Origin of the sequence: Mycobacterium sp. NPDC051804 (assembly GCF_044452905.1) — a bacterium.
Lineage (GTDB): Bacteria > Actinomycetota > Actinomycetes > Mycobacteriales > Mycobacteriaceae > Mycobacterium.
Window position 1 is genome coordinate 548396 of the sequence record NZ_JBITCD010000006.1, and the last position, 19017, is coordinate 567412.

Genomic DNA, 19017 nt, shown 5'->3' on the forward strand with positions numbered 1-19017 from the left:
GTCAGTGCTGGTGCCCGCCGCCATCACCGGCGGGGGCGGGTTCCGTCGCCGAGGCGGCTTCGGTGACGTTCACGGTGAACGCGGCCGTGCGCACGACATCGCCGTGCTGGAAATCGAGGAACAACCGGTAGGACCCCGTGCTGGGGAACGTCGTGTGGAAGCCGATCTCCGGACCCGCGTCCGCGGCGCCGCCGTCGGGCTCGCTCATCGGATGCACATGCAGGTAGGCGAGGTCAGGCGCGCGGACGGCGACGAGATGTCCGTAGGCGCCGAGGTAGGGCTGCAGATCGTCGACGGGCTTGCCGTTCCGGCTGACCGACAGTGTCAGCATCGATGCTTCGTTGACTCTCGGTGTCCCGCGCAGCGTCACCGTGTAGTCGTCGACCTGCGCGGTCTGTGCTGCCGGAGGCAGCGGTTGCGGATCGTACTTGCCCGCGACGTGCAGGTTGGCGCCCAGCGTCAGCGCTGGGCCGCCAGTCGGCATGAAGTCGGCGAAGACGCGGTAGTCGCCGGCGCGGGAGAGGTTGAGCGGCACGCTCCACGTGCCCTGATCGTCGAGGGTCGGGTGAACGTGCTGGAACACCGCAAGGTCGTTGCGCACGACGATCAGGTGCAGCAGCTTTTCGTGTGTCTCGACGTAGCGCTTCACCGGCGCTCCCGTTGGGCTCAGAATCTGGAACTTCAGCGGCACATCGGGATTGGCCAAAGCGATCGAGTTGTCCAGGGCCAGCGTGTAGCCGTCCTGCGTGGTCTGCAGTCCGCCGGGCAGCTCTGGTGCGGCCGTCGCCGTCGATTCCTGCGGGGTGACGGCGTTGCCGATCCAGACGGAGACGGCGAACACCACCGCAAGGCCGACGACGAATGCAATGACCTTCTGTCCGGTCTTCATCAGCTGGCCAGCCGGTAGCCGGCGTCCTCGACCGCGGTCCTGATCGCGTCCGCCTCGACCGCGCTGTCGCTGTTGATGGTGACCTTGCCGCTGGCCACGTCGACCTCGACGGTACGCACGCCTGGGATCTCGGTGATTTCTTCACGCACCGACGTGGCGCAATGTCCGCAGCTCATTCCGGTTACGGTGACCGTTGTCGTGCTCATGACTACATGGGTACCATACCCCCATAGGGTATGCAAACCGCCCTGTCACCTGGCAACATCGGCGACCATGCGCGTACTGGTGCAACGAGTGACATCAGCAGCGGTCCGAGTCGACGGCAAGACCGTCGGAGCGGTGCGTCCCGCCACCCAGGGATTGGTCGCGCTGGTCGGCGTCACGCATGACGACGACGCGTCAAAGGCGCAGCGCATGGCCGAAAAGCTCTGGCAATTACGCATTCTCGACGACGAAAAGTCGGCGGGCGATGTGAACGCACCGGTGCTCGTCGTCAGCCAGTTCACGCTCTATGCCAACACCGCCAAGGGCCGCCGCCCCGCCTGGAATGCCGCCGCACCGCGCTCGGTAGCCGAGCCGCTGGTGACAGCGTTCGCCGAGGCCCTGCGTCAACTCGGTGCCCAGGTCGAGACCGGGGTGTTCGGGGCACACATGCAGGTCGAGCTGATCAACGACGGCCCCGTGACGGTGCTGCTCGAGTTGTGACCGGCCGCTCCGGCCTGCGCGGCGAGTGTTGGGTTGTGTCACGGTCATGTGAGTTTCGCGTGACATAACCCAACACTCGAGTGCCCCTTAGTGCGCGGTCGCGACCGGAGGGATGCCCTCCGAGGGCTGCACGATGACGAAGCCCGGACCGTAGAACGACACCTGAACCGCCTCGCCGGAGCCGCGGCCGATCAGCGCGCCTGCCTTGAAGCTCGTCTTCAGTTGTGTCTGTAGATTCGCCGACCACGCGACCACCGCGTTGGTGTCGGCGAAGGTGGGTGCTTCCGCGGCATTCAGGACGACGGGCGGGCCGTCGGTGGTGAGCGCCACCCAACCCGTACCGCGCAACGTCGTATTGAACAGCCCGCCGGCCACCATGCTGCCGCCCTTGACGCGCTCGATATTCCAGTCGAGGCTCGCCGAGAAGGCCAGCACGTTCTTGCCGCTGATCGACAAACCCGAGTTCGTCAGGTTCAACAGATGGACGTCGTACGCACGCTCGGCCAGGAACACGTCGCCCTGTCCCTGGCACCTCATCAGCGGCAGCCCCTCGCCCGTCAGCGCCTTCTTGATGAATTTCGATGCGCCGCCGCCCTCGAACGCGAAGTCGACATTGCCCTGATAGGCGACCATCGCGCCCTGGCGTGCCATGAACGGTTCACCGAGGCGCACTCGCAGCAGCTTCGAGTTCTGGTTCGCGATTGGTTTGGCCTCCTTCTCGCTGAACCGTCCGTCGACCAGATCGCCACTGATACCTGAGAATCCGTCGCCGGCGGGTTGCCCGGGGACGGCGGCTGCCTGGGGTGGCCCGGCCTGGTGCTGCGGCGCAGGTCCTTGGGGTGGAGCACCCAGGGGTGCCCGGACGACCTGCCCTTGATGAGATACCTGATCCGTCCACTGCTGGCCGTCCCACCAGCGGTGCTCGTAGCGACCTTCGGGGTCCGGCCGCCAACTTCCGTTATTAGGTCCTGTCATGGGGACAAAACTAATCCGACGACTGGCATCCTGGGCAGATGGCAAAAGAAATTGACCGGGTGCGCGCGCAGAGCGCCCTCGCGGTCATCAAGCAGCACCCGGGCATGGTGCTGTTCGTGGCCTCCCCGGTGATCATCGGGCTGGGTCTGGTGTGGTGGCTGGTCAGCCCTACCTTGGCCATCCTGTTGTTCATCGGCGCGGTCGTCGGCGGCGGCGCGGTGCTGCTCATGAATCGCCGGTAGCGCCAAGTAAGCAACCGCTGTTCGCTTGCGGAGAAAGCCGTCCCAACTGGGTTGTAACGATGTAATCATGTAATCATGAGACACCACCATTCCGGCAGAAGGTCCAGTCGCTCCGGCGGCTGGCAGCAGGCCGAACAACCCGACGCGAGCAGTGCGGGCGACTGGTTTTCCGGTCGTCTGCCCGAAGGCTGGTTCAGCGGCGACCCGACAGTCGTCGTCGACCGCGAAGAGATCACCGTTATCGGCCGCCTCCCCGAAACCGACGTTGAGGAATGCGAAGCTCACGCATCCGGTAGGGTCGCGCGCTTCCGCGAGGAGACGCGTTCGGAGCGCATGCGCATCGCAGACGAGGCCGAGCACCGCTACGGACGTAAGGTCGCGTGGGGTGTAGAGGTCGGAGCCGACGGAGCCACGCAACGAATTCTGTTCACCCACATCGCCGTACCGGTGATGACGCGGTTGCGTCAGCCGGAACGCCAGGTGCTCGACACACTGGTGGATGCGGGTGTGGCCCGCTCCCGCTCCGATGCGCTCGCGTGGTCGGTCAAGCTGGTCGGCGAACACGCCGATGAATGGTTGGGCAAGCTGCGTGACGCCATGCGCAACGTCGACGATCTGCGCGCCGAGGGCCCACAGCTCTAAACAGGCTCGACGCCCACGTACCCCGAGCTCAGTGCCGAGGTCCCCGAGAGCGGATCGACGGCGACGTCATCGATCAGCAGATTGCGGTTGGCGCCGTAGGACACTGGGTCGTTGCCGCTGCGCGGATCGAAGATCCTTGAGCCCCAACCGTGATCGACGATCACCACCCGGCGGCGAGGTCGGTCGCTGACTGAGGCGGTCAACTCGATCTGTCCGATGGGGGAGAAGACCCGCACGGCGTCGCCATCCGCGATTCCCAGCGCCGCCGCGTCCTCAGGGTTGATCACCACGTCATTGCGCTTACCCGAGGGGTGCAGCCCCGGCAGCTCGTTGAGCCAGGAGTTCATCGAGTGCCGGTTGCGACGATTCGCCAGCTGGAACGGGTACCCGACCGGCACGTGCGGCGCCGGTTCGGCGAGCAGTTCCCTTGTGCGAGAGACGAATTCCGGCGGCGCGGCGTGCACCTTCTTGTCCTCGGTGCGCAGCGCGCCGCGAAAATGGCCGAACTCCCGTGGCCCCAGCACCATCCCGTGCGGGTTGGACATCAGATCGCGCCAACTGAGCTTGTGGCCGTTGACCTTTCGACTGGTCGCGACGAGCAGCCGGTTCAACCAGCTCGGAGTGAACTCCAGGCCCGGTCTCCGGGTCAGCCTGGCGAGTGCGCGGGTGGCCCGCACGAAGCCGTTCATCCCTTTGGCTCCGAAGAGTGGCTTGCGCATCGCGATCGCGAGATCGACGAAGATGCGCCACTCCTCGCGTGCTCCAGGCGGCGGATCGACCACCGCCCGCCCGTACTGCACATACGGCTCGTCGTGCAGGTTGCTCGTCAGGGCCATCAGGTCGTCTCGTTCCAGCCAGTGCACGGCGGGTAGTAGCCAGTGCGCATGACGGTGACTTTCGCGCTGTACCAAGTCGATCGCGACCAACAGATCCAGTTGTGCGAGTGCGGCGTCCAGCTTGGCGCCGTGCGGCCCGGACACCACGGGATTGCCGCAGTTGATCACCATCGCGCGTATCTGCCCGGGACCGGGTGTGGTGATCTCATCGGGCAGTTCCGCCAGGGCGTGGGCACCGGCGACCAGGTCGCTGCCGCGCAGCCGGCTCTTGTGTGTCGGCGGTTTAGCCATGCCCGACAGCCGCAGCGCATCGACATAGCCGGGCTCGAACCGCCGTCCGCCCGGCCGGTCCATCCGGCCCGTGATGACGTTGAGCACGTGGCCCAGCCATTCACCAATCGTGCCTGTCACATGTAGCGAGACGCCGGTGCGGGTGACGACCATCGCGCGCTTGGCGGTCGCGAAATCCCTTGCCACTTGTTCGATCACCGCGCGCGGAACGTCGCATCGCGCGGCCAGGTCGTCGAGGTCCGCGTCGGCGACCAGCGCACGCAGATCGTCCACGCCGGTGGCGAGATCTCGGCAGTCGACGGCGTGTTCGCGCTGTTCGTCCAGGATCACCTTGACCATGGCGAGTAACAGTGCCCAGTCCTGTCCAGGTCGCACCGCCAGATGCAGGTTCGCCTTGTCCGCGGTCTCGGTCCGCAGCGGGTCGACGACGACGATCTGCGCGCCGCGGCGCTGCCGCTCCAGTGCGCGCTGCCAGCCGCCCGGCACGGTTTCCAGCCAGTTCCATGCGCTGACCGCGGGATTGGCGCCGACCAGTAAGAAGTAGTCGCAGTTGTCGACGTCGGATACCGGCGCCATCAGGATCGAGCCGTACATCGCGTCGGCGACGACGTGCATCGCGTTCTGGTCCACCGACCCGACGGCGTAGCGGTTCTGGGTCCCGACGGCATCCAGCCACGCGATCATGAACAGCACGTTGGACGACGAGTAGCCGGTCGGGTTTCCGTAGTACAGCCCGACCGCGTCGGGACCGTCGGCGTCGATCAGCGCCGTCATCCGCGCGGCGATATCGGTGATCGCCTCGTCCCAGCTGGCTTCGACGTAGGAGTCGCCGACCCGGCGCATCGGAGTCACGATCCTGCGCGGGTGTTCGACAAGCTGATTAGCGGTTCTGCCCTTGGCGCAGAAGTCATGCCAGCTGTGCGGGTTCTTCTTGTCCGGCGAGATCCTGGTCACCCGGTTGTCCTCGACCGTGACCTCGAGACCGCAGGCTGCCGAGCAGTATCTGCAGAAGGTGTACGCCGTCTTGCTCATCGATTTGTCAGACTACGGCGACTACACCTGTGTCATAGACCAATAAGCGCCACGCTTAGCCATCAGCTGTGCGTGGTTGCCCTGTTCGACGATGCGACCGGCCTCCAGGACGACGATGACGTCGGCGTCGCGGATCGTCGAAAGCCGGTGCGCAATGATGAAACTCGTTCGATCGCGGCGTAGCTCAGCCATTGCCTGCTGGATCAACAGCTCGGTTCTGGTGTCGACAGAGCTCGTCGCCTCGTCGAGCAACAGCAGCTGCGGGCCGGACAGGGTGGCACGGGCGATCGTGATGAGCTGTTTCTCGCCCGCGCTGATGTTTCCGCCGTCCCCGCGGACCCAGGTCTGATACCCGTCGGGCAGGTGGTGCACGAACCGGTCGACGTAGGCGGCCTTGGCGGCCTCGATCACCTCGTCCTCGCTTGCGTCCGGTCTGCCGTAGGCGATGTTGTCGTAGATGGTGCCGCCGAACAGCCACGTGTCCTGCAGCACCATCCCGATGCGCGATCGCACCGATTGGCGGCTCACGGTCGCGATGTCCACGCCGTCCAGCAAGATCTGGCCGGAGTCGACGTCGTAGAACCGCATCAGCAGGTTCACCAGCGTGGTCTTGCCTGCACCCGTCGGCCCGACGATCGCCACCGTGCTTCCGGGTTCGGCGATCAGCGACAGGTCCTCGATGACGGGTGTGCCTTCGCGGTAGCTGAAGTTGACGTTCCTGAACTCCACGCGGCCGGGGCGCCCGTCGGGCGACTGCGGCATCGGCCCGGGTTCGGGCGACTCCTCCTCGGTGTCGAGTAGCTCGAACACCCGCTCGGCGCTCGCCACACCGGATTGCAGGGTGTTGTACATGCCGGCGACCTGCGTCAGCGGTTGGTTGAACTGGCGGACGTACTGGATGAATGCCTGGATGCTGCCGAGGGTGATCTGACCCGTCGCGACCTGAAGCCCGCCGACCACCGCCACCGCGACATAGCTGATGTTGCCGATGAACACGGTCGCCGGAGACACCAGGCCCGAAAAGAACTGTGCTCCAAAGCTGCTGTCGTACACGTCTTGGTTGAACTCGCTGAACTGCTGTTGGGCATGGGCGCGATGGCCGAACGTCTTGACGATGGTGAAACCGCTGTACGTCTCCTCGATGTGCGCGTTGAGGCGTCCGGTGTTGGCCCACTGCGCGACGAACATGCGCTGGGATCGCCGCGCGATCACCCGGGTTGCCCACAGCGACAGCGGCACAGTGATCACGGTGAGCAGCGTCAGCAACGGCGAGATGGTCAGCATCATCACCAGGACCGCGAACACCGTCAGTACCGATGTCATCAACTGGCTGATCGTCATCGACAACGATGTCTGGATGTTGTCGACGTCGTTGGTGACCCGGCTGAGTACCTCGCCGCGCTGACGAGAATCGAAGTAGGACAGCGGCATCCGGTGCAGTTTGTCCTCGACGTCGGAGCGCAGGCGCATCATCGTGCGCTGCACCGCGACGTTGAGCAGCCTGGCTTGCAGCCAGATCAGCAGCGCGGCGACCAGGTACAGGCTCAACGCCAACAGCAGTGTGCGGCCGACCGCCGCGAAGTCGACGCCCTGGCCCGGTACGACGTTCATCCCGGACAGCAGGTCGGCAAACGTGTTGTCGCCACGCGCGCGGGCCGCCTCGACTGCCTGCTCTTTGGTCAGGCCTGCGGGCAGCTGACGGCCGATCACGCCGTTGAACAACAGGTCGGTCGCGTGCCCGAGAATGCGCGGCCCGACGACGCCGATCGCGATCCCGCCGATTCCCAGCAGAACGACCGTCGTGGCCAGTGCCCGCTGCGGCGTCAGCTGTTTGACCAATCTGATCGCCGAACCCTTGAAGTCCCGCGACTTCTCGGTCGGCGCCTGCACTGCCACACGCGCGGAGCGTCCCAACGATCCGGTCATGGCACACCCACTGATTGCGAGTCGGCGAACTCCGCGTACTCGGGGCACTCCGTCATCAGCGTCTCGTGGGTGCCGATCCCGAGAACGCGGCCGTTGTCGATCACGATGATCTGATCTGCCTGAGCCACGGTCGAAATGCGCTGGGAAACAATCACAACCGTGGACGCGGCCGACTCTGCTCGAAGCGCGGCCCGCACCCGTGCGTCGGTTCGCACATCGAGTGCCGAGAACGCATCGTCGAAGAGGTAGACCGCGGGACGTCGGATGACCGCTCGTGCAATGGCCAGCCGCTGTCGCTGTCCACCGGAAAAGTTGATGCCACCCTGTGCAACGCGCATCTGCAACCCGTCGGCGTGGCCGCGCACGAAATCATCGGCGGCCGCCACCTCCAGCGCATGCCACATGTCATCCTCAGTGGCGTCCGCGTTGCCGTAGCGCAGATTGTCGGCGACGGTCCCCGAGAACAGGTAGCCCCGCTGCGGCACCACACCGATGGCCGCCCACAGCTGTTCGGGATCAAAGTCGCGAACGTCGATGCCGTCCATGCGTACCGATCCGGACGTCACGTCGTACAGCCGGCAGATCAGCGCCACCAATGTCGACTTTCCCGAACCGGTCGATCCGACGATCGCCGTCGTCGTCCCCGGACGGGCGACGAACGAAACATCCTGCAGCACAGGTCGCTCGGCGCCGGGATAGCTGAACGAGGCACCGTCCAAACGAATCTCACCGACGATAACGTCGGGCCGCACCGGTTCCTGGGGACTGTTGATCTGCGGTTCGGTCGACAACACCTCTCCGATTCGTTCGGCGCACACCGACGCCCGGGGGATGAGGACCAGGATGAAGGTCGCAAGCAGCACCGCCATCAGGATCTGCATGAAATAGGCGAGGAACGCGATCAGCGAACCGACCTGCATCTGGCCGGCGTCGATGCGTAAGCCGCCGAACCAGATCAGCGCGACGCTTGAGATGTTGATGACGAGTGTCGTCGAAGGCAGCATCAGCGCCTGCCAGCGGCCCGCCTCGATTGCGGTCTCGGCGACGGCCTCGTTGGCCTCCGCGAATCGCTTGCGTTCGAAGGGTTCCCGGGTGAAGGCGCGAATAACGCGGATGCCGGAGAGCTGTTCGCGCATGACCCGGTTGATGCCGTCGATGAGCCGCTGCATACGCCGGAAGATCGGCAACAGGTGCGAGACGATCCAGTAGTTGGCGGCGGCCAGGATCGGCACACTGACCAGAAGTAGCCATGACAGGCCGGCGTCTTGGTGCAGAGCCATGAAGATGCCGCCGATCGACATGATCGGCGCCGTGATGAGCATGGTGCAGGTCAGCTGAACGAGCAGCTGGATCTGCTGGACGTCGTTCGTCGTCCTGGTGAGTAGTGACGCCGCGCCGAACCGCGCGGTCTCCTCGGCCGAGAACCCGGTGACGTGGTGAAAGATCGAGGAGCGCAGGTCACGGCCGAACCCCGAGCCGGCCCGCGACCCGAAGTACACCGCCCCGATCGCACACAACACCTGCAGTGCGGTGACCGCGAGCATCACGCCACCGAGCTCGACGATGATCGGCAGATCGCCCTTGGCGACGCCGTCGTCGATGATCGCGGCGTTGACGGTCGGGAGGTACAGCGATGCCAGGGTGCTGATCAACTGGAGCAGCGCCACGGTGGCAAGCAGCCACCGATATGGCCGCGCATACTGTCGCAGCAGCGCCCACAACATGGGAGTTACTGTTGCATACCGGCTGTCCACCGTGGCCAGCAGGATGACCTGAGAATTGCATAAATAAGCAGGTCAACCGGCCTGTCGGTGGTTGACCTTCTGACCTGCCGCTACAGTGCATGGCGTGACTCCCCGGAGCCGCCCCGGCGGCGACATCAGATCGACGACGCGCGCGGCTCGCACGGGCCGAAACGCCAAAGCGCTGGCCGTGGCGGCCGCGGCGATGATCCCGTTGTTTGCCGCATGCTCGGATTCCGAGCCGACGAACCCGGGGGAGGTACCGCAGAGTCAGGCTCCTTCCGACAACGCGACCCACGGTCCGTTCTTCCCCGAGTGTGGTGGAATCAGCGACCAGGAGGTCATTTCGCAGACGCGAGTGCCCGGGCTGGTGAACACCGCGAAAACGTCCGTGGGATGCCAGTGGCTTGCCGGCGGCAGCATCCTGGGCCCGCACTTTTCGTTCACCTGGTTTCGGGGCAGCCCCATCGGGCGTGAACGCAAGACCGAAGAACTCACCCGGGCCAGCGTCGAGGACATCACCATCGAGGGGAAGAGCGGCTTCATCGCGACCGGTGAAGACCCGATGCTCGGCACGAACCTGTGCGAGATCGGCATCCAGTTCGACGACGACTTCATCGAATGGTCGATCAGCTTCAACCAGAAGCCGTTCCCGGATGCCTGCGAGGTCGCCAAGGAACTCACCCGTCAGTCGATTGTGAACTCGAAATGAGAAGCGGACTCACCCATCAACGTCGAGGCGCCACGGGTGCATTGGTCGCGGCGCTGGCCGCAGTATCGGTGCTTGCCGGTTGCACCAGCACCGTCGAAGGCACCGCGACCAAAGCGGGGGCCGGTGACGTGCCGCGGAACAACGACTCCGAACGGCAGTACCCGAACCTGCAGAAGGAGTGCGATGTCCTGACCGAGGACATCCTCGCCGAGACGGTCAACGCCGATCCCCTGGACATCCAGAGCACGTTCGTCGGTGCGGTGTGCCGGTGGCAGGCGGCCAACCCGACGGGGCTGGTGGACATCACCCGGTTCTGGTTCGAGCAGGGCAGCCTGGCCAACGAACGTGAGGTGGCTGACCAACTCGAGTATCAGGTCGAGAACAAGACGGTGGCGGGCATCGAGTCCATCGTGATGCGCCCGAACGATCCGAATGGTGCCTGCGGCGTCGCGAGTGACGCGGTAGGCGTGGTCGGCTGGTGGGTCAACCCACAGAGCCCGGGCAGCGATGCGTGCGCGATGGCTCTGAAGCTGATGGAGCTGACGCTGGCGACCCGCGCCTAGTTACCTGGGCACGTGGAACGTGACCAGCGTCGCGCTGTTCAGTGCCAGCTGATCCCAGGCGTCGCCGGTTCGCAGAACCGCGATCGACGAGGTCGGGAACTTCTCGGAGATGCGCTCGGCCGCAGCACTGTTGCTGCCGTCCGCAGTCGCCAATCCGAGCGACAGCGCCGACATCGTCGGCTCGTGACCGATAACCAGCAGCGTGTCGAGATTTTTTGCGGACTGGGCGAACCGGGACGCGACGCCGTTGATCACGTCGATCACCGTGCCCGGCGTCGCGTCGTAGAGTCGGTCGACGAACTCCGTCGGCGCATCGATCTGGGTCTGTTCCAGTGTCTGCCGAGTACGGGTGGCTGTCGAGCACAGCACGGCATCCACGGCCGGCACGTGCGCCCGCAGCCAGTCGCCCGCCAGCGCCGCCTCCCGGATCCCGCGCGACGCGAGCGGACGTTCGTGATCGCCGACCCCCGGCGGGTAATCCGATTTGGCGTGGCGAAGCAGCAACAGCGTGCGGTAGGAGTCGCTCACCGTCTCACCGTAGATGTGGTGCGGTCGCGGGGTCTACTAGGTGATGTAGTAGCGCCGGCGGTAAGGTTCGGCACGTGAGTACGCCGAAGACACGGGCGCGCTGGGTGCGCGGCGCCCTGGTGGGCGCGTGCTCGGCCGTCGTAACGGTCGGCGCTCACTCCGCTGCCGGCGGGGTCGTACCGCAGGGCGGACGGCTCATCGCCTCGATGCTCGTGTGCGCGCTCATCGGCGCCGCTTTGGCCGCCGTGCCGCTCGAAAGCCGCAGCGGCCGGCTGGCCGGCGTGATCGGTGCGCTCACCGTCGCGCAGTCGCTCGGTCACCTCACATTGATGGCGTCCGCGGCGCATCACCACGGCGACACTCTCGGTGTCACGACGACGATGGCCGCCGCGCATCTTGCGGCCGCTGTGCTGCTCGGCGTCGCCATCACCTCCGTCGAATACCTCTATGTCGTCTGCGAGTCGGTGCTGTGCTGGCTGCGGCTGTTCGCAATGGCCGCGTCGCGGCCGGCCGCGCGGCCGTTGCCGGTGGCGACCAATGATGTTGTCGCACAGCCGGTGCTGCTCCGTTCCGGCCTCGGTATGCGCGCGCCGCCACGGCACGCTGCACTGACCGCCTAGCGGTCGATCTCTCACACACCACACCGGCGTCCTCGGGACGACGCGTGGCTGTCTCATCTGTCGTGCCAGCGCTGAATCGAAGCGCCGCAACAGATTCCCTCTTCTTGCATGACCTGATCTAAGGAAGTGAATCAGGTGCTCAACACACCTCTCGCCGAGCGCCGCGGTGACGCTGCCGTGCTGCGTCGCATCTGGCGTCTACATTTCTGGGTGGGCCTTTTCGCCGCACCGGCTTTGGTGCTGCTGGCCTGCTCAGGGCTGGTGATCCTCTATACCGGCCCGCTCAACGATTGGCTGAATCGCGATCTCTACGTCGTCGCCGAAGGGCCGGAAACGGTGTCACTCGACGACCAGGTCGACGTCGCCGCGCAGAACGTCGGCGCGGACTACACGCTGGACGCCGTCACACCGCCAGCTGGTCCTGGCCAGTCAACGCGGGTCGATTTCCTGCCGCTGGACGGCCTTTCGCTGCCCGCCGGGGAAGCCGACCTCACCCAGGTCTTCGTCGACCCGTACACCGGGCGATACCTCGGTCAGCGCAGTGAGCTGTCCGGTCTCGTCGGGTGGGCCAACCAGCTGCACCGGCTGTTCGGCAACGACGGGCCGCAGGTCCACCTGCCGTCCGTCGGACACCTGATCTCACCGTCGGCCTATCCCGACGCCACGATTCCGGTGGGAGTCGGGAACCTCTGGATGGAGTTGACGGCGGTCTGGATCCTGGTGCTGATGGCCAGCGGAATATACCTGTGGTGGCCGCGCGCGATCGAGGCGACGAAGCCGTTGCTGAAGATCCGCTGGAAGCGTGGCGGCCGGATCCGGTGGCGCGACCTGCATGCACTCACCGGCGTGGTGATCGCCGTCGTTCTCATCTGTTACGTGCTCTCGGGGCTGACGTGGTCGCGGTACTGGGGTGAGAACTGGCGAGCCGTTTCGTCCACGATCGCGCCCTCCACCGAATTCGACGCGCCCTCGACGCCGGCGACCATGGGCGACTACGACCGTCTCGGCCGGCGCATCGCGTGGGCGGCCACCGACGATCCGGTTTACGCATCGACCACCGACGGAGCGGCGCCCGCCCGCCTCTCATTCGCCGACGTCGACCGGCTTGCCAAGGGCGAGCACATGGTTCCGGGCTACGCGATCATCCCGCCGTCGGACGTCACCGAGAACGGGGAAACGCTGTACGGCAGCTACACCGTCGTCAACGCATGGCCTCAAAAGCTTTCCGAGCAGCGCACGCTGTACCTCAACCAGTTCACCGGGCGAACGATCACCAATGCCACCGCTGAACATGAGGGAGCGCTCTCCCGGGCAACCAGCTTCGGTATCGCGATGCACATGGGCAACCAGTTCGGGGTGCTGACGCGGATCCTGGCGACCCTCGCCTGCCTCGGGGTGATCCTCAGCGCACTGACCGGGCTACTGATGTGGTGGCATCGGCGGCCTTCCGGACGCAGCGGTCTACCGGGCCCGGTCAGCGACGCCACGCGCGCCAACACACCCAAACGTGCGGTGATCGCGGTGTCGGTCGCCGCTGTCGTGCTCGGGGTGGTGTTCCCGGTATTCGGGGTGTCGCTGCTCGTCGTACTCGGAGTCGAAGCCGTTCTCGCCAAGCGGCGCCGAAAGCCTGAACCCGACGTGCCCGACGACGCGGAAGCGGAGAATGTATATGTCTGACAACAGAATTCGCACGGCATTCGGCGCTGTTCTCGCGGTGTGCGCACTGGCCGGCTGTTCGGCGTCCTCCGATGATCACCAGGAGCTGATGGCGTCCACCGTCACCGTCGAGAACCAGTGGGCGAGCTCGGCCGAGTCGGAGATGGCCGCGGTATTCGGCACCTTCTCGAACACAGGAGATCATGACGCCCGCATCGTCTCCGGCGAATCGCCACTGGCGCGACGTGTCGAGGTGCACGAGGTCGCACCGGATGCATCGGGTGCGATGAAGATGCGTCCGAAGGCGGATGGCCTGGTGGTGCCTGCAGGCGGCACGCGTGAGCTGATACCCGGCGGCGACCATTTGATGCTGATGGACCTCGAGCAACCGCTGCAGGCCGGTGCCGACGTGACGCTGACCGTCGTCTTCGAGGACGGTTCGACCCTGCCGGTGACCGCGCAGATCCGCGACTTCGCCGGTGGCAACGAGGAATACACGCCGGGCGGTACGGGGTCCGGTGGAGGACATCACTAGCCATGGGTGAGCATCCGAGGCTCAACCGGCGGCGCCTCCTGACCGGAGGTGCCGCCGCGGTGGCGGCGGGAGCCGCCCTAACCCAATGCGGGGCGGCGCAATCCGCCACTGTCGCAGACGGATTCGGCACTGCCGTCGAACCGTTCTACGGCAGACATCAGAGCGGCGTCGCCACGCCCCCGCAGGCGCACGCGTTGTTGGTCGCACTCGACCTGGCCCCGAAAGACCGTCGAAGCGCGGTCGACACCCTTGCGGCCGTCCTGAAACTTTGGACGGCGGACGCAGCGCGACTCACCCAGGGCGAACCGGCGCTGGCCGACACCGAACCCGAGCTTGCGCTGCGGCCCGCGCGGCTCACCGTCACCGTCGGACTCGGGCCCGGCGTCTTCAACCGTGCGGGTTTTGCGCACCTGCGCCCGGAGACGGTGACCGAACTTCCCGCCTTCAGCACGGACCGGCTCGAGCCGGGATGGTGCGGGGGAGACCTGCTGTTACAGATCTGCGCCGACGACCCGATCGTCATCGCGCATGCGGCCCGGGTCCTGCTGAAGAACGTACGCTCGATGACCCGGCAACGCTGGCGGCAGAGTGGCTTCCGCAACGCCCACGGCTCCAACCGTCCCGGCGGCAGCATGCGCAATCTCATGGGGCAGGTCGACGGGACGGCGAACCTGCACGACGATCGAGCGTTCGATCGATATGTGTGGGCGGATGATAAGGCCGCGTCGTGGTTCGCCGGCGGCACGGTCCTCGTCGTCCGGCGGATCCGTGCGGAAATGGACACCTGGGACGAACTTGACCGCCCCAGTAAGGAACTCACCGTCGGGCGGCGCCTGGACACCGGCGCGCCGCTGACCGGTCGCAAGGAGACCGATGAGCCCGACCTCGGCGCCACGGTCAACGGGATACCAGTCATCCCGCCGAACTCACACGTCGCGCTGGCTCGGCACCGCACCGACGATGAGCAGTTCTTGCGCAGGCCCTACAACTACGACGATCCGCCCCGCGGCGACCGCACCACCGACAGCGGGCTCATCTTCGCGTCCTACCAGCGGGACCCTGCGCGCCAATTCGTCCCCGTCCAGGCACGACTGGCGGCCGCCGACGCTCTCAACCAGTGGATCACCACCATCGGATCGGCCACTTTCGCGATCCTGCCGGGTATACCGGCCCCCGGCGGATACCTGGGCCAGCCGCTGCTCGAATCCCGCTGACGAAGAGCCGGGGGGCGCGCCGCGCCTCACAGGACTTGTCGGCGGCCGGACCTACACTCGCGGTGCCTGGCAAATAGACAGACATCGCCGCGGGAGTAGAAGGGATGGTCCGAGATGCGATTCATACACACCGCCGACTGGCAGCTCGGCATGACCCGCTACTTCCTCAACGGTGAGGCACAGCCGCGCTATTCGGCCGCCCGCCGCGGTGCAGTTGCCGGTCTGAAGGGTCTGGCGGCCGATACCGCGGCCGAATTCGTGGTCGTGGCGGGCGACGTGTTCGAGCACAACCAGCTTGCGCCAAAGGTCGTCAGTCAGTCGCTGGAGGCCATGCGCGCGATCGGCGTGCCGGTGTATCTGCTGCCGGGCAATCACGACCCGCTGGATGCCTCTTCGGTCTACACCAGCCCGTTGTTCGTCGCGGAGTGCCCGGACAACGTGACAGTCCTCGACCGCCCCGGTGTGCACGAGGTGCGGCCCGGCCTCGAGCTCGTCGCGGCGCCGTGGACATCCAAGGCCCCGTGCGCGGACCCGGTGGCTTCGATACTCGACGACCTGCCTGCCGACGGGACCGCCCGCATCGTCGTCGGCCACGGCGGCGTCGACATCTTCGTCCCCGACAAGGACCGGCCGTCGCTGATCCGGTTGGCGGCTCTGGAGGCCGCCATCGCCCGTGGCGCCGTGCACTATGTGGCGTTGGGCGACAAGCACTCTCGTATGCAGGTCGGCTCCACCGGCCGCATCTGGTACTCGGGTTCACCCGAAGTCACGAATTACGACGACATCGAATCCGATCCGGGACATGTGCTCCTCGTCGATATCGACGAGACCGACCCGTGCGCGCCGGTGCGCGTCGATCCCCACAAAGTGGGGCAGTGGCGGTTCGTCACGCTTCGCCGCTCGGTGGACAGTAGCCGCGACATCGCCGATCTGGACCTGAACCTGGACCTGATGCCGGACAAGGACCGTACCGTGGTGCGAGTCGGCCTGACCGGTTCACTGACGGTGACGGACAAGGCCGCACTCGATGCGTGCCTGGACAAGTACGCACGACTGTTCGGCGCACTCACCGTGTGGGACAAGCAGTCCGAGATCGCGGTGACACCTGCTGACGGTGAATTCGACAACCTCGGGATCGGCGGCTTCGCGGCGGCTGCGGTCGACGAATTGGTGACCGCCGCGCGGTCGCACGGTGACGACGCCGACGATGCGCGTTCGGCGCTGGCGTTGCTGTTGCGACTGGCCGACAGGGGTGTGGCGTGAAACTGCACCGCATGGTCCTGACCAATTACCGCGGTATCACGCACCGTGAGATCGAGTTCCCTGACCGGGGCGTCGTGGTGGTCAGCGGCGCCAACGAGATCGGCAAGTCGTCGATGATCGAGGCACTGGACCTGCTTTTGGAGTCCAAGGACCGCTCTTCGAAAAAGGAAGTCAAGCAGGTCAAGCCGACGCACGCTGACGTCGGCGCCGAGATCACCGCCGAAATCTCAACCGGCCCTTATCGGTTCGTGTACCGCAAGAGGTTTCACAAGCGGTGCGAAACCGAGTTGACGGTGCTGGCGCCGCGGCGTGAGCAGCTCACCGGAGACGAGGCACACGACCGGGTTCGCGCCATGTTGGCCGAGACCGTCGACACGTGCCTGTGGCAGGCCCAGCGCGTACTGCAGACCGCGTCGACCTCCGCGGTGGATCTGTCCGGTTGCGATGCGCTGTCCCGTGCGCTCGATATCGCGGCCGGGGAGGCCGCCGCAGAGCCCGCGATGGGCAACAGCACAGATGCGCTGCTGATCGACCGCATCGAGACCGAGTACCTCGACTACTTCACCCGCACCGGTCGTCCCACCGGCCAGTGGGCCTCGGCGACGAGCCGGTTGCGCGCCGCCGACGAGGAGCTGGCCCGATGCGCGGCCGCCATGGCTGAGGTGGACGATGCGGTTCGGCGGCACGCGGAGCTCACGCCGGAACTGACCCGTCTGGTCGCCGAGCGCGCCGACGCGACGAAGCAGCTCGCGACGGCCCAGGCGGCTGCCGCGACCGTCGCCGCACTCACCGGCCAGCTCAAACAGGCCGAACAGGTCGCTTCGGCCGCCGACGCCATCCGCACCACGTCGGTTGCGGCGGTGAACGAGCGGCACCAGGCGGCCGCTCGGATCGATGAGCGCGCGGCCGCGATTGTCGAGCTCGAAGCATCGGCCGAGGTGGCGGCAGAGGAGCTGGCCACCGCCGCCGAGGTGCAGCAGGCGGCCGACGTCGTGGCGGAGCAGGCGCGGACGGCGATGGCCGCGGCCCAGGCGCGCGCCGAGGCGGCCCGTCGAAATATGGACCAGCTGGTTGCCCGCGACGAAGCTGACCGAGTGGCGTCGGTGCTCGCCAAGGTTGCAGGGGCACAACGCGATCTGGACCGCACCGACGGGGAGCTCGCCGACATCGCGCTGACGGTCGAAGGGATGCGGGCCATCGAGGCCGCGAAGTCGGCGGTCGACGTCGCGATGGGTCAGGTCGAGCTGGTGTCCGCGTATGTCGAACTGGTCGCGATCGACGACATCGAGGTGCGCCTAGCCGGCGAATCGCACACCCTCGCCGCTGGCGAGATATTGTCCACGACCGTCAGCGCACGAACCGAGATCGAAGTCTCGGGTGTACTGAACGCACGGGTGGCGCCGGGTATATCGGCCTCCGAGACTCAGGCCAAACTGGTTGCCGCGCAGGAGGTTCTGGCGACTTCCTTGGTCGCCAGTGGCGTCGCCGATGTAGCGGCAGCCCGCGCTCTCGACGAGCGGCGTCGTCAATTGATGACGACCCGGGATCGGCTCTTGGCCCGGATTGAGGCGCTTACCTGCGATGGATCCGTTGACCAACTGCGGAACCGGCTGGCGGAATTGACCGCGCGCCAGCCCGCCACAGCGGACCTATTCGGTATCGACCCGGAGGCGGCGCGCACCGAGCTCGACGCGGCGACCGTCGCCGTTGCCCAGGCCATCGCAGCGGGTGACAGGCATCGCAAGGTCGCCGAGGCGGCGGCAAAACAATTGGGGGAGCGCGAGACTCGCGTAGCGCTCGTGCGCGACAAGCTGATCACTGAGCAGGGTCAGATCACGCTGGCACGTGACGAACTCACCCGACAACGCGCGGCTGTTCCGGACCGCGAGCTGGCAGTCAAGGCCGAGGCGCATGAGGAAGAGGCGCGTCGTGCGAACACCCTTGTCACCGAGCTCCGCGAGGAGCTGGCCGGTGCCGCACCAGACGCCGTCGCTGCCGCGCTCAGCGATGCCGCCCGTCGGGCCGAGGCGGTGGGTGGCGAACACGACGAGGTGGTCGAGGCGTTGCGCGAGGTGAAAGCGCAGCTGAAGGTATACGGCACCGAAGGGCGCAAGGGGCAACTGGACGCGGCCGAAACTGAACGCCAGCACGCCGAGGCCGATTACCTGCGGGTGCAACGTCGTGCCCGCGCTGCGGAGCTGTTGCGTGCGGTGATCACCCGGCACCGCGACGCCACCCGGCTGCGCTACGTCGACCCGTTCCGCTGCGAGGTGGAACGACTCGGACGCCTGGTATTCGGCACCAGCTTCGAAGTCGAGATCGACAGTGACCTGAAGATCTGCAGCCGCACGCTATCGGGCCGCACGGTCCCGTACGAATCGCTGTCCGGCGGAGCCAAGGAGCAGCTGGGCATCGTCGCGCGGCTGGCAGGCGCGGCGCTGGTGGCCAAAGAGGACACCGTTCCGGTGGTGATCGACGATGCGCTGGGCTTCACCGACGCCGATCGTCTCGTCAAGATGGGTGCGGTGTTCAACGCAGTCGGCGGTGACGGGCAAGTGATCGTGCTGACGTGCAGTCCGCAGCGGTACGCCGCAGTCGACGGCGCCCACCACATCGCGCTGACCACATAATCTGCGCGAGTGGCAC

At 66.3% G+C, this 19017-nt stretch carries 18 protein-coding genes; 11 read left to right on the plus strand and 7 right to left on the minus strand.

Features of this window, described 5'->3' with window-relative positions; all coding sequences use genetic code 11:
- Nucleotide 1: 1 nt before the first annotated feature.
- The gene (locus ACIA48_RS25510) at nucleotides 2–889 is read right to left on the minus strand and encodes a hypothetical protein (protein ID WP_396738217.1); all 888 of its coding nucleotides are present in this window, start codon (nucleotides 887–889) and stop codon (nucleotides 2–4) included.
- A complete protein-coding gene (locus ACIA48_RS25515) occupies nucleotides 889–1095 on the minus strand; it encodes a heavy-metal-associated domain-containing protein (RefSeq protein ID WP_396738220.1) in 207 nt (68 codons plus the stop codon). The genes ACIA48_RS25510 and ACIA48_RS25515 overlap by 1 nt, the downstream gene beginning before the upstream one ends.
- A 67-nt stretch (nucleotides 1096–1162) precedes the next feature.
- On the opposite strand from ACIA48_RS25515, the gene dtd reads away from it, so the two are divergent.
- Entirely contained in the window at nucleotides 1163–1594 is a 432-nt protein-coding gene (gene dtd / locus ACIA48_RS25520) for a D-aminoacyl-tRNA deacylase (protein ID WP_396738223.1), read from the plus strand.
- A gap of 87 nt (nucleotides 1595–1681) precedes the next feature.
- Here the strand turns inward: dtd and ACIA48_RS25525 are convergent, their stop codons facing one another.
- A complete protein-coding gene (locus ACIA48_RS25525; RefSeq protein ID WP_396738225.1) occupies nucleotides 1682–2569 on the minus strand; it encodes an AIM24 family protein in 888 nt (295 codons plus the stop codon).
- A gap of 38 nt (nucleotides 2570–2607) precedes the next feature.
- On the opposite strand from ACIA48_RS25525, the gene ACIA48_RS25530 reads away from it, so the two are divergent.
- Both ACIA48_RS25530 and ACIA48_RS25535 read left to right on the plus strand, forming a co-directional pair.
- Nucleotides 2608–2811 (plus strand): hypothetical protein, encoded by a 204-nt coding sequence (locus ACIA48_RS25530; RefSeq protein ID WP_396738227.1) that lies wholly within the window; start codon nucleotides 2608–2610, stop codon nucleotides 2809–2811.
- Between the two features lie 75 nt (nucleotides 2812–2886).
- Entirely contained in the window at nucleotides 2887–3453 is a 567-nt protein-coding gene (locus ACIA48_RS25535) for a hypothetical protein (protein ID WP_396738230.1), read from the plus strand.
- On the opposite strand, the gene ACIA48_RS25540 is transcribed toward ACIA48_RS25535, so the two are convergent.
- From ACIA48_RS25540 to ACIA48_RS25550, 3 genes are read right to left on the minus strand one after another with little or no spacing between them, the layout of a single operon-like run.
- A complete protein-coding gene (locus ACIA48_RS25540; protein ID WP_396738233.1) occupies nucleotides 3450–5612 on the minus strand; it encodes a molybdopterin-dependent oxidoreductase in 2163 nt (720 codons plus the stop codon). The genes ACIA48_RS25535 and ACIA48_RS25540 overlap by 4 nt on opposite strands.
- Nucleotides 5613–5633: 21 nt before the next feature.
- A complete protein-coding gene (locus ACIA48_RS25545; RefSeq protein ID WP_396738236.1) occupies nucleotides 5634–7538 on the minus strand; it encodes an ABC transporter ATP-binding protein in 1905 nt (634 codons plus the stop codon).
- The gene (locus tag ACIA48_RS25550; RefSeq protein WP_396738239.1) at nucleotides 7535–9262 is read right to left on the minus strand and encodes an ABC transporter ATP-binding protein; all 1728 of its coding nucleotides are present in this window, start codon (nucleotides 9260–9262) and stop codon (nucleotides 7535–7537) included. Before ACIA48_RS25550 ends, ACIA48_RS25545 begins: the two co-directional genes overlap by 4 nt.
- A 115-nt stretch (nucleotides 9263–9377) precedes the next feature.
- Here ACIA48_RS25550 and ACIA48_RS25555 point away from each other — a divergent pair, with 115 nt between their 5' ends.
- Together ACIA48_RS25555 and ACIA48_RS25560 are read left to right on the plus strand one after the other, a co-directional pair.
- On the plus strand, nucleotides 9378–9992 hold the full coding sequence (locus ACIA48_RS25555) for a DUF3558 domain-containing protein (RefSeq protein WP_396738241.1): 615 nt from the start codon (nucleotides 9378–9380) through the stop codon (nucleotides 9990–9992).
- Complete coding sequence (locus ACIA48_RS25560; protein WP_396738243.1) at nucleotides 9989–10555, plus strand: DUF3558 domain-containing protein; 567 nt, start codon at nucleotides 9989–9991, stop codon at nucleotides 10553–10555. The genes ACIA48_RS25555 and ACIA48_RS25560 overlap by 4 nt, the downstream gene beginning before the upstream one ends.
- Here ACIA48_RS25560 and ACIA48_RS25565 read toward each other — a convergent pair whose 3' ends face one another.
- Complete coding sequence (locus ACIA48_RS25565; protein ID WP_396738246.1) at nucleotides 10556–11083, minus strand: SixA phosphatase family protein; 528 nt, start codon at nucleotides 11081–11083, stop codon at nucleotides 10556–10558. It abuts the gene before it with no gap.
- Nucleotides 11084–11157: 74 nt separating this feature from the next.
- Between ACIA48_RS25565 and ACIA48_RS25570 the strand changes: the two genes are divergently transcribed.
- From ACIA48_RS25570 to ACIA48_RS25595, 6 genes are all read left to right on the plus strand, one after another.
- Nucleotides 11158–11703, plus strand: coding sequence for a hypothetical protein (locus ACIA48_RS25570; protein ID WP_396738249.1), 546 nt, complete (start codon nucleotides 11158–11160; stop codon nucleotides 11701–11703).
- A 135-nt stretch (nucleotides 11704–11838) separates the two neighbouring features.
- Complete coding sequence (locus tag ACIA48_RS25575; RefSeq protein ID WP_396738252.1) at nucleotides 11839–13380, plus strand: PepSY-associated TM helix domain-containing protein; 1542 nt, start codon at nucleotides 11839–11841, stop codon at nucleotides 13378–13380.
- Entirely contained in the window at nucleotides 13373–13894 is a 522-nt protein-coding gene (locus ACIA48_RS25580) for a copper chaperone PCu(A)C (RefSeq protein ID WP_396738255.1), read from the plus strand. Before ACIA48_RS25575 ends, ACIA48_RS25580 begins: the two co-directional genes overlap by 8 nt.
- A 2-nt stretch (nucleotides 13895–13896) precedes the next feature.
- Nucleotides 13897–15108, plus strand: coding sequence for a Dyp-type peroxidase (locus tag ACIA48_RS25585; RefSeq protein WP_396738258.1), 1212 nt, complete (start codon nucleotides 13897–13899; stop codon nucleotides 15106–15108).
- 114 nt (nucleotides 15109–15222) lie between these two features.
- Entirely contained in the window at nucleotides 15223–16371 is a 1149-nt protein-coding gene (locus ACIA48_RS25590; RefSeq protein ID WP_396738261.1) for an exonuclease SbcCD subunit D, read from the plus strand.
- A complete protein-coding gene (locus ACIA48_RS25595) occupies nucleotides 16368–19001 on the plus strand; it encodes an AAA family ATPase (RefSeq protein ID WP_396738264.1) in 2634 nt (877 codons plus the stop codon). Before ACIA48_RS25590 ends, ACIA48_RS25595 begins: the two co-directional genes overlap by 4 nt.
- Nucleotides 19002–19017: the final 16 nt, after the last annotated feature.

Bases quoted from the DNA above. Each gene is read 5' to 3' on its own strand.
- ACIA48_RS25585 (WP_396738258.1), top strand. From the start codon at position 13,897: ATGGGTGAGCATCCGAGGCTCAACCGGCGGCGCCTCCTGACCGGAGGT.
- ACIA48_RS25540 (WP_396738233.1), bottom strand. From the start codon at position 5,612: ATGAGCAAGACGGCGTACACCTTCTGCAGATACTGCTCGGCAGCCTGC.
- ACIA48_RS25510 (WP_396738217.1), bottom strand. From the start codon at position 889: ATGAAGACCGGACAGAAGGTCATTGCATTCGTCGTCGGCCTTGCGGTG.
- ACIA48_RS25535 (WP_396738230.1), top strand. From the start codon at position 2,887: ATGAGACACCACCATTCCGGCAGAAGGTCCAGTCGCTCCGGCGGCTGG.
- ACIA48_RS25560 (WP_396738243.1), top strand. From the start codon at position 9,989: ATGAGAAGCGGACTCACCCATCAACGTCGAGGCGCCACGGGTGCATTG.
- ACIA48_RS25530 (WP_396738227.1), top strand. From the start codon at position 2,608: ATGGCAAAAGAAATTGACCGGGTGCGCGCGCAGAGCGCCCTCGCGGTC.
- ACIA48_RS25545 (WP_396738236.1), bottom strand. From the start codon at position 7,538: ATGACCGGATCGTTGGGACGCTCCGCGCGTGTGGCAGTGCAGGCGCCG.
- ACIA48_RS25550 (WP_396738239.1), bottom strand. From the start codon at position 9,262: ATGTTGTGGGCGCTGCTGCGACAGTATGCGCGGCCATATCGGTGGCTG.
- ACIA48_RS25515 (WP_396738220.1), bottom strand. From the start codon at position 1,095: ATGAGCACGACAACGGTCACCGTAACCGGAATGAGCTGCGGACATTGC.
- dtd (WP_396738223.1), top strand. From the start codon at position 1,163: ATGCGCGTACTGGTGCAACGAGTGACATCAGCAGCGGTCCGAGTCGAC.
- ACIA48_RS25525 (WP_396738225.1), bottom strand. From the start codon at position 2,569: ATGACAGGACCTAATAACGGAAGTTGGCGGCCGGACCCCGAAGGTCGC.
- ACIA48_RS25580 (WP_396738255.1), top strand. From the start codon at position 13,373: ATGTCTGACAACAGAATTCGCACGGCATTCGGCGCTGTTCTCGCGGTG.
- ACIA48_RS25590 (WP_396738261.1), top strand. From the start codon at position 15,223: ATGCGATTCATACACACCGCCGACTGGCAGCTCGGCATGACCCGCTAC.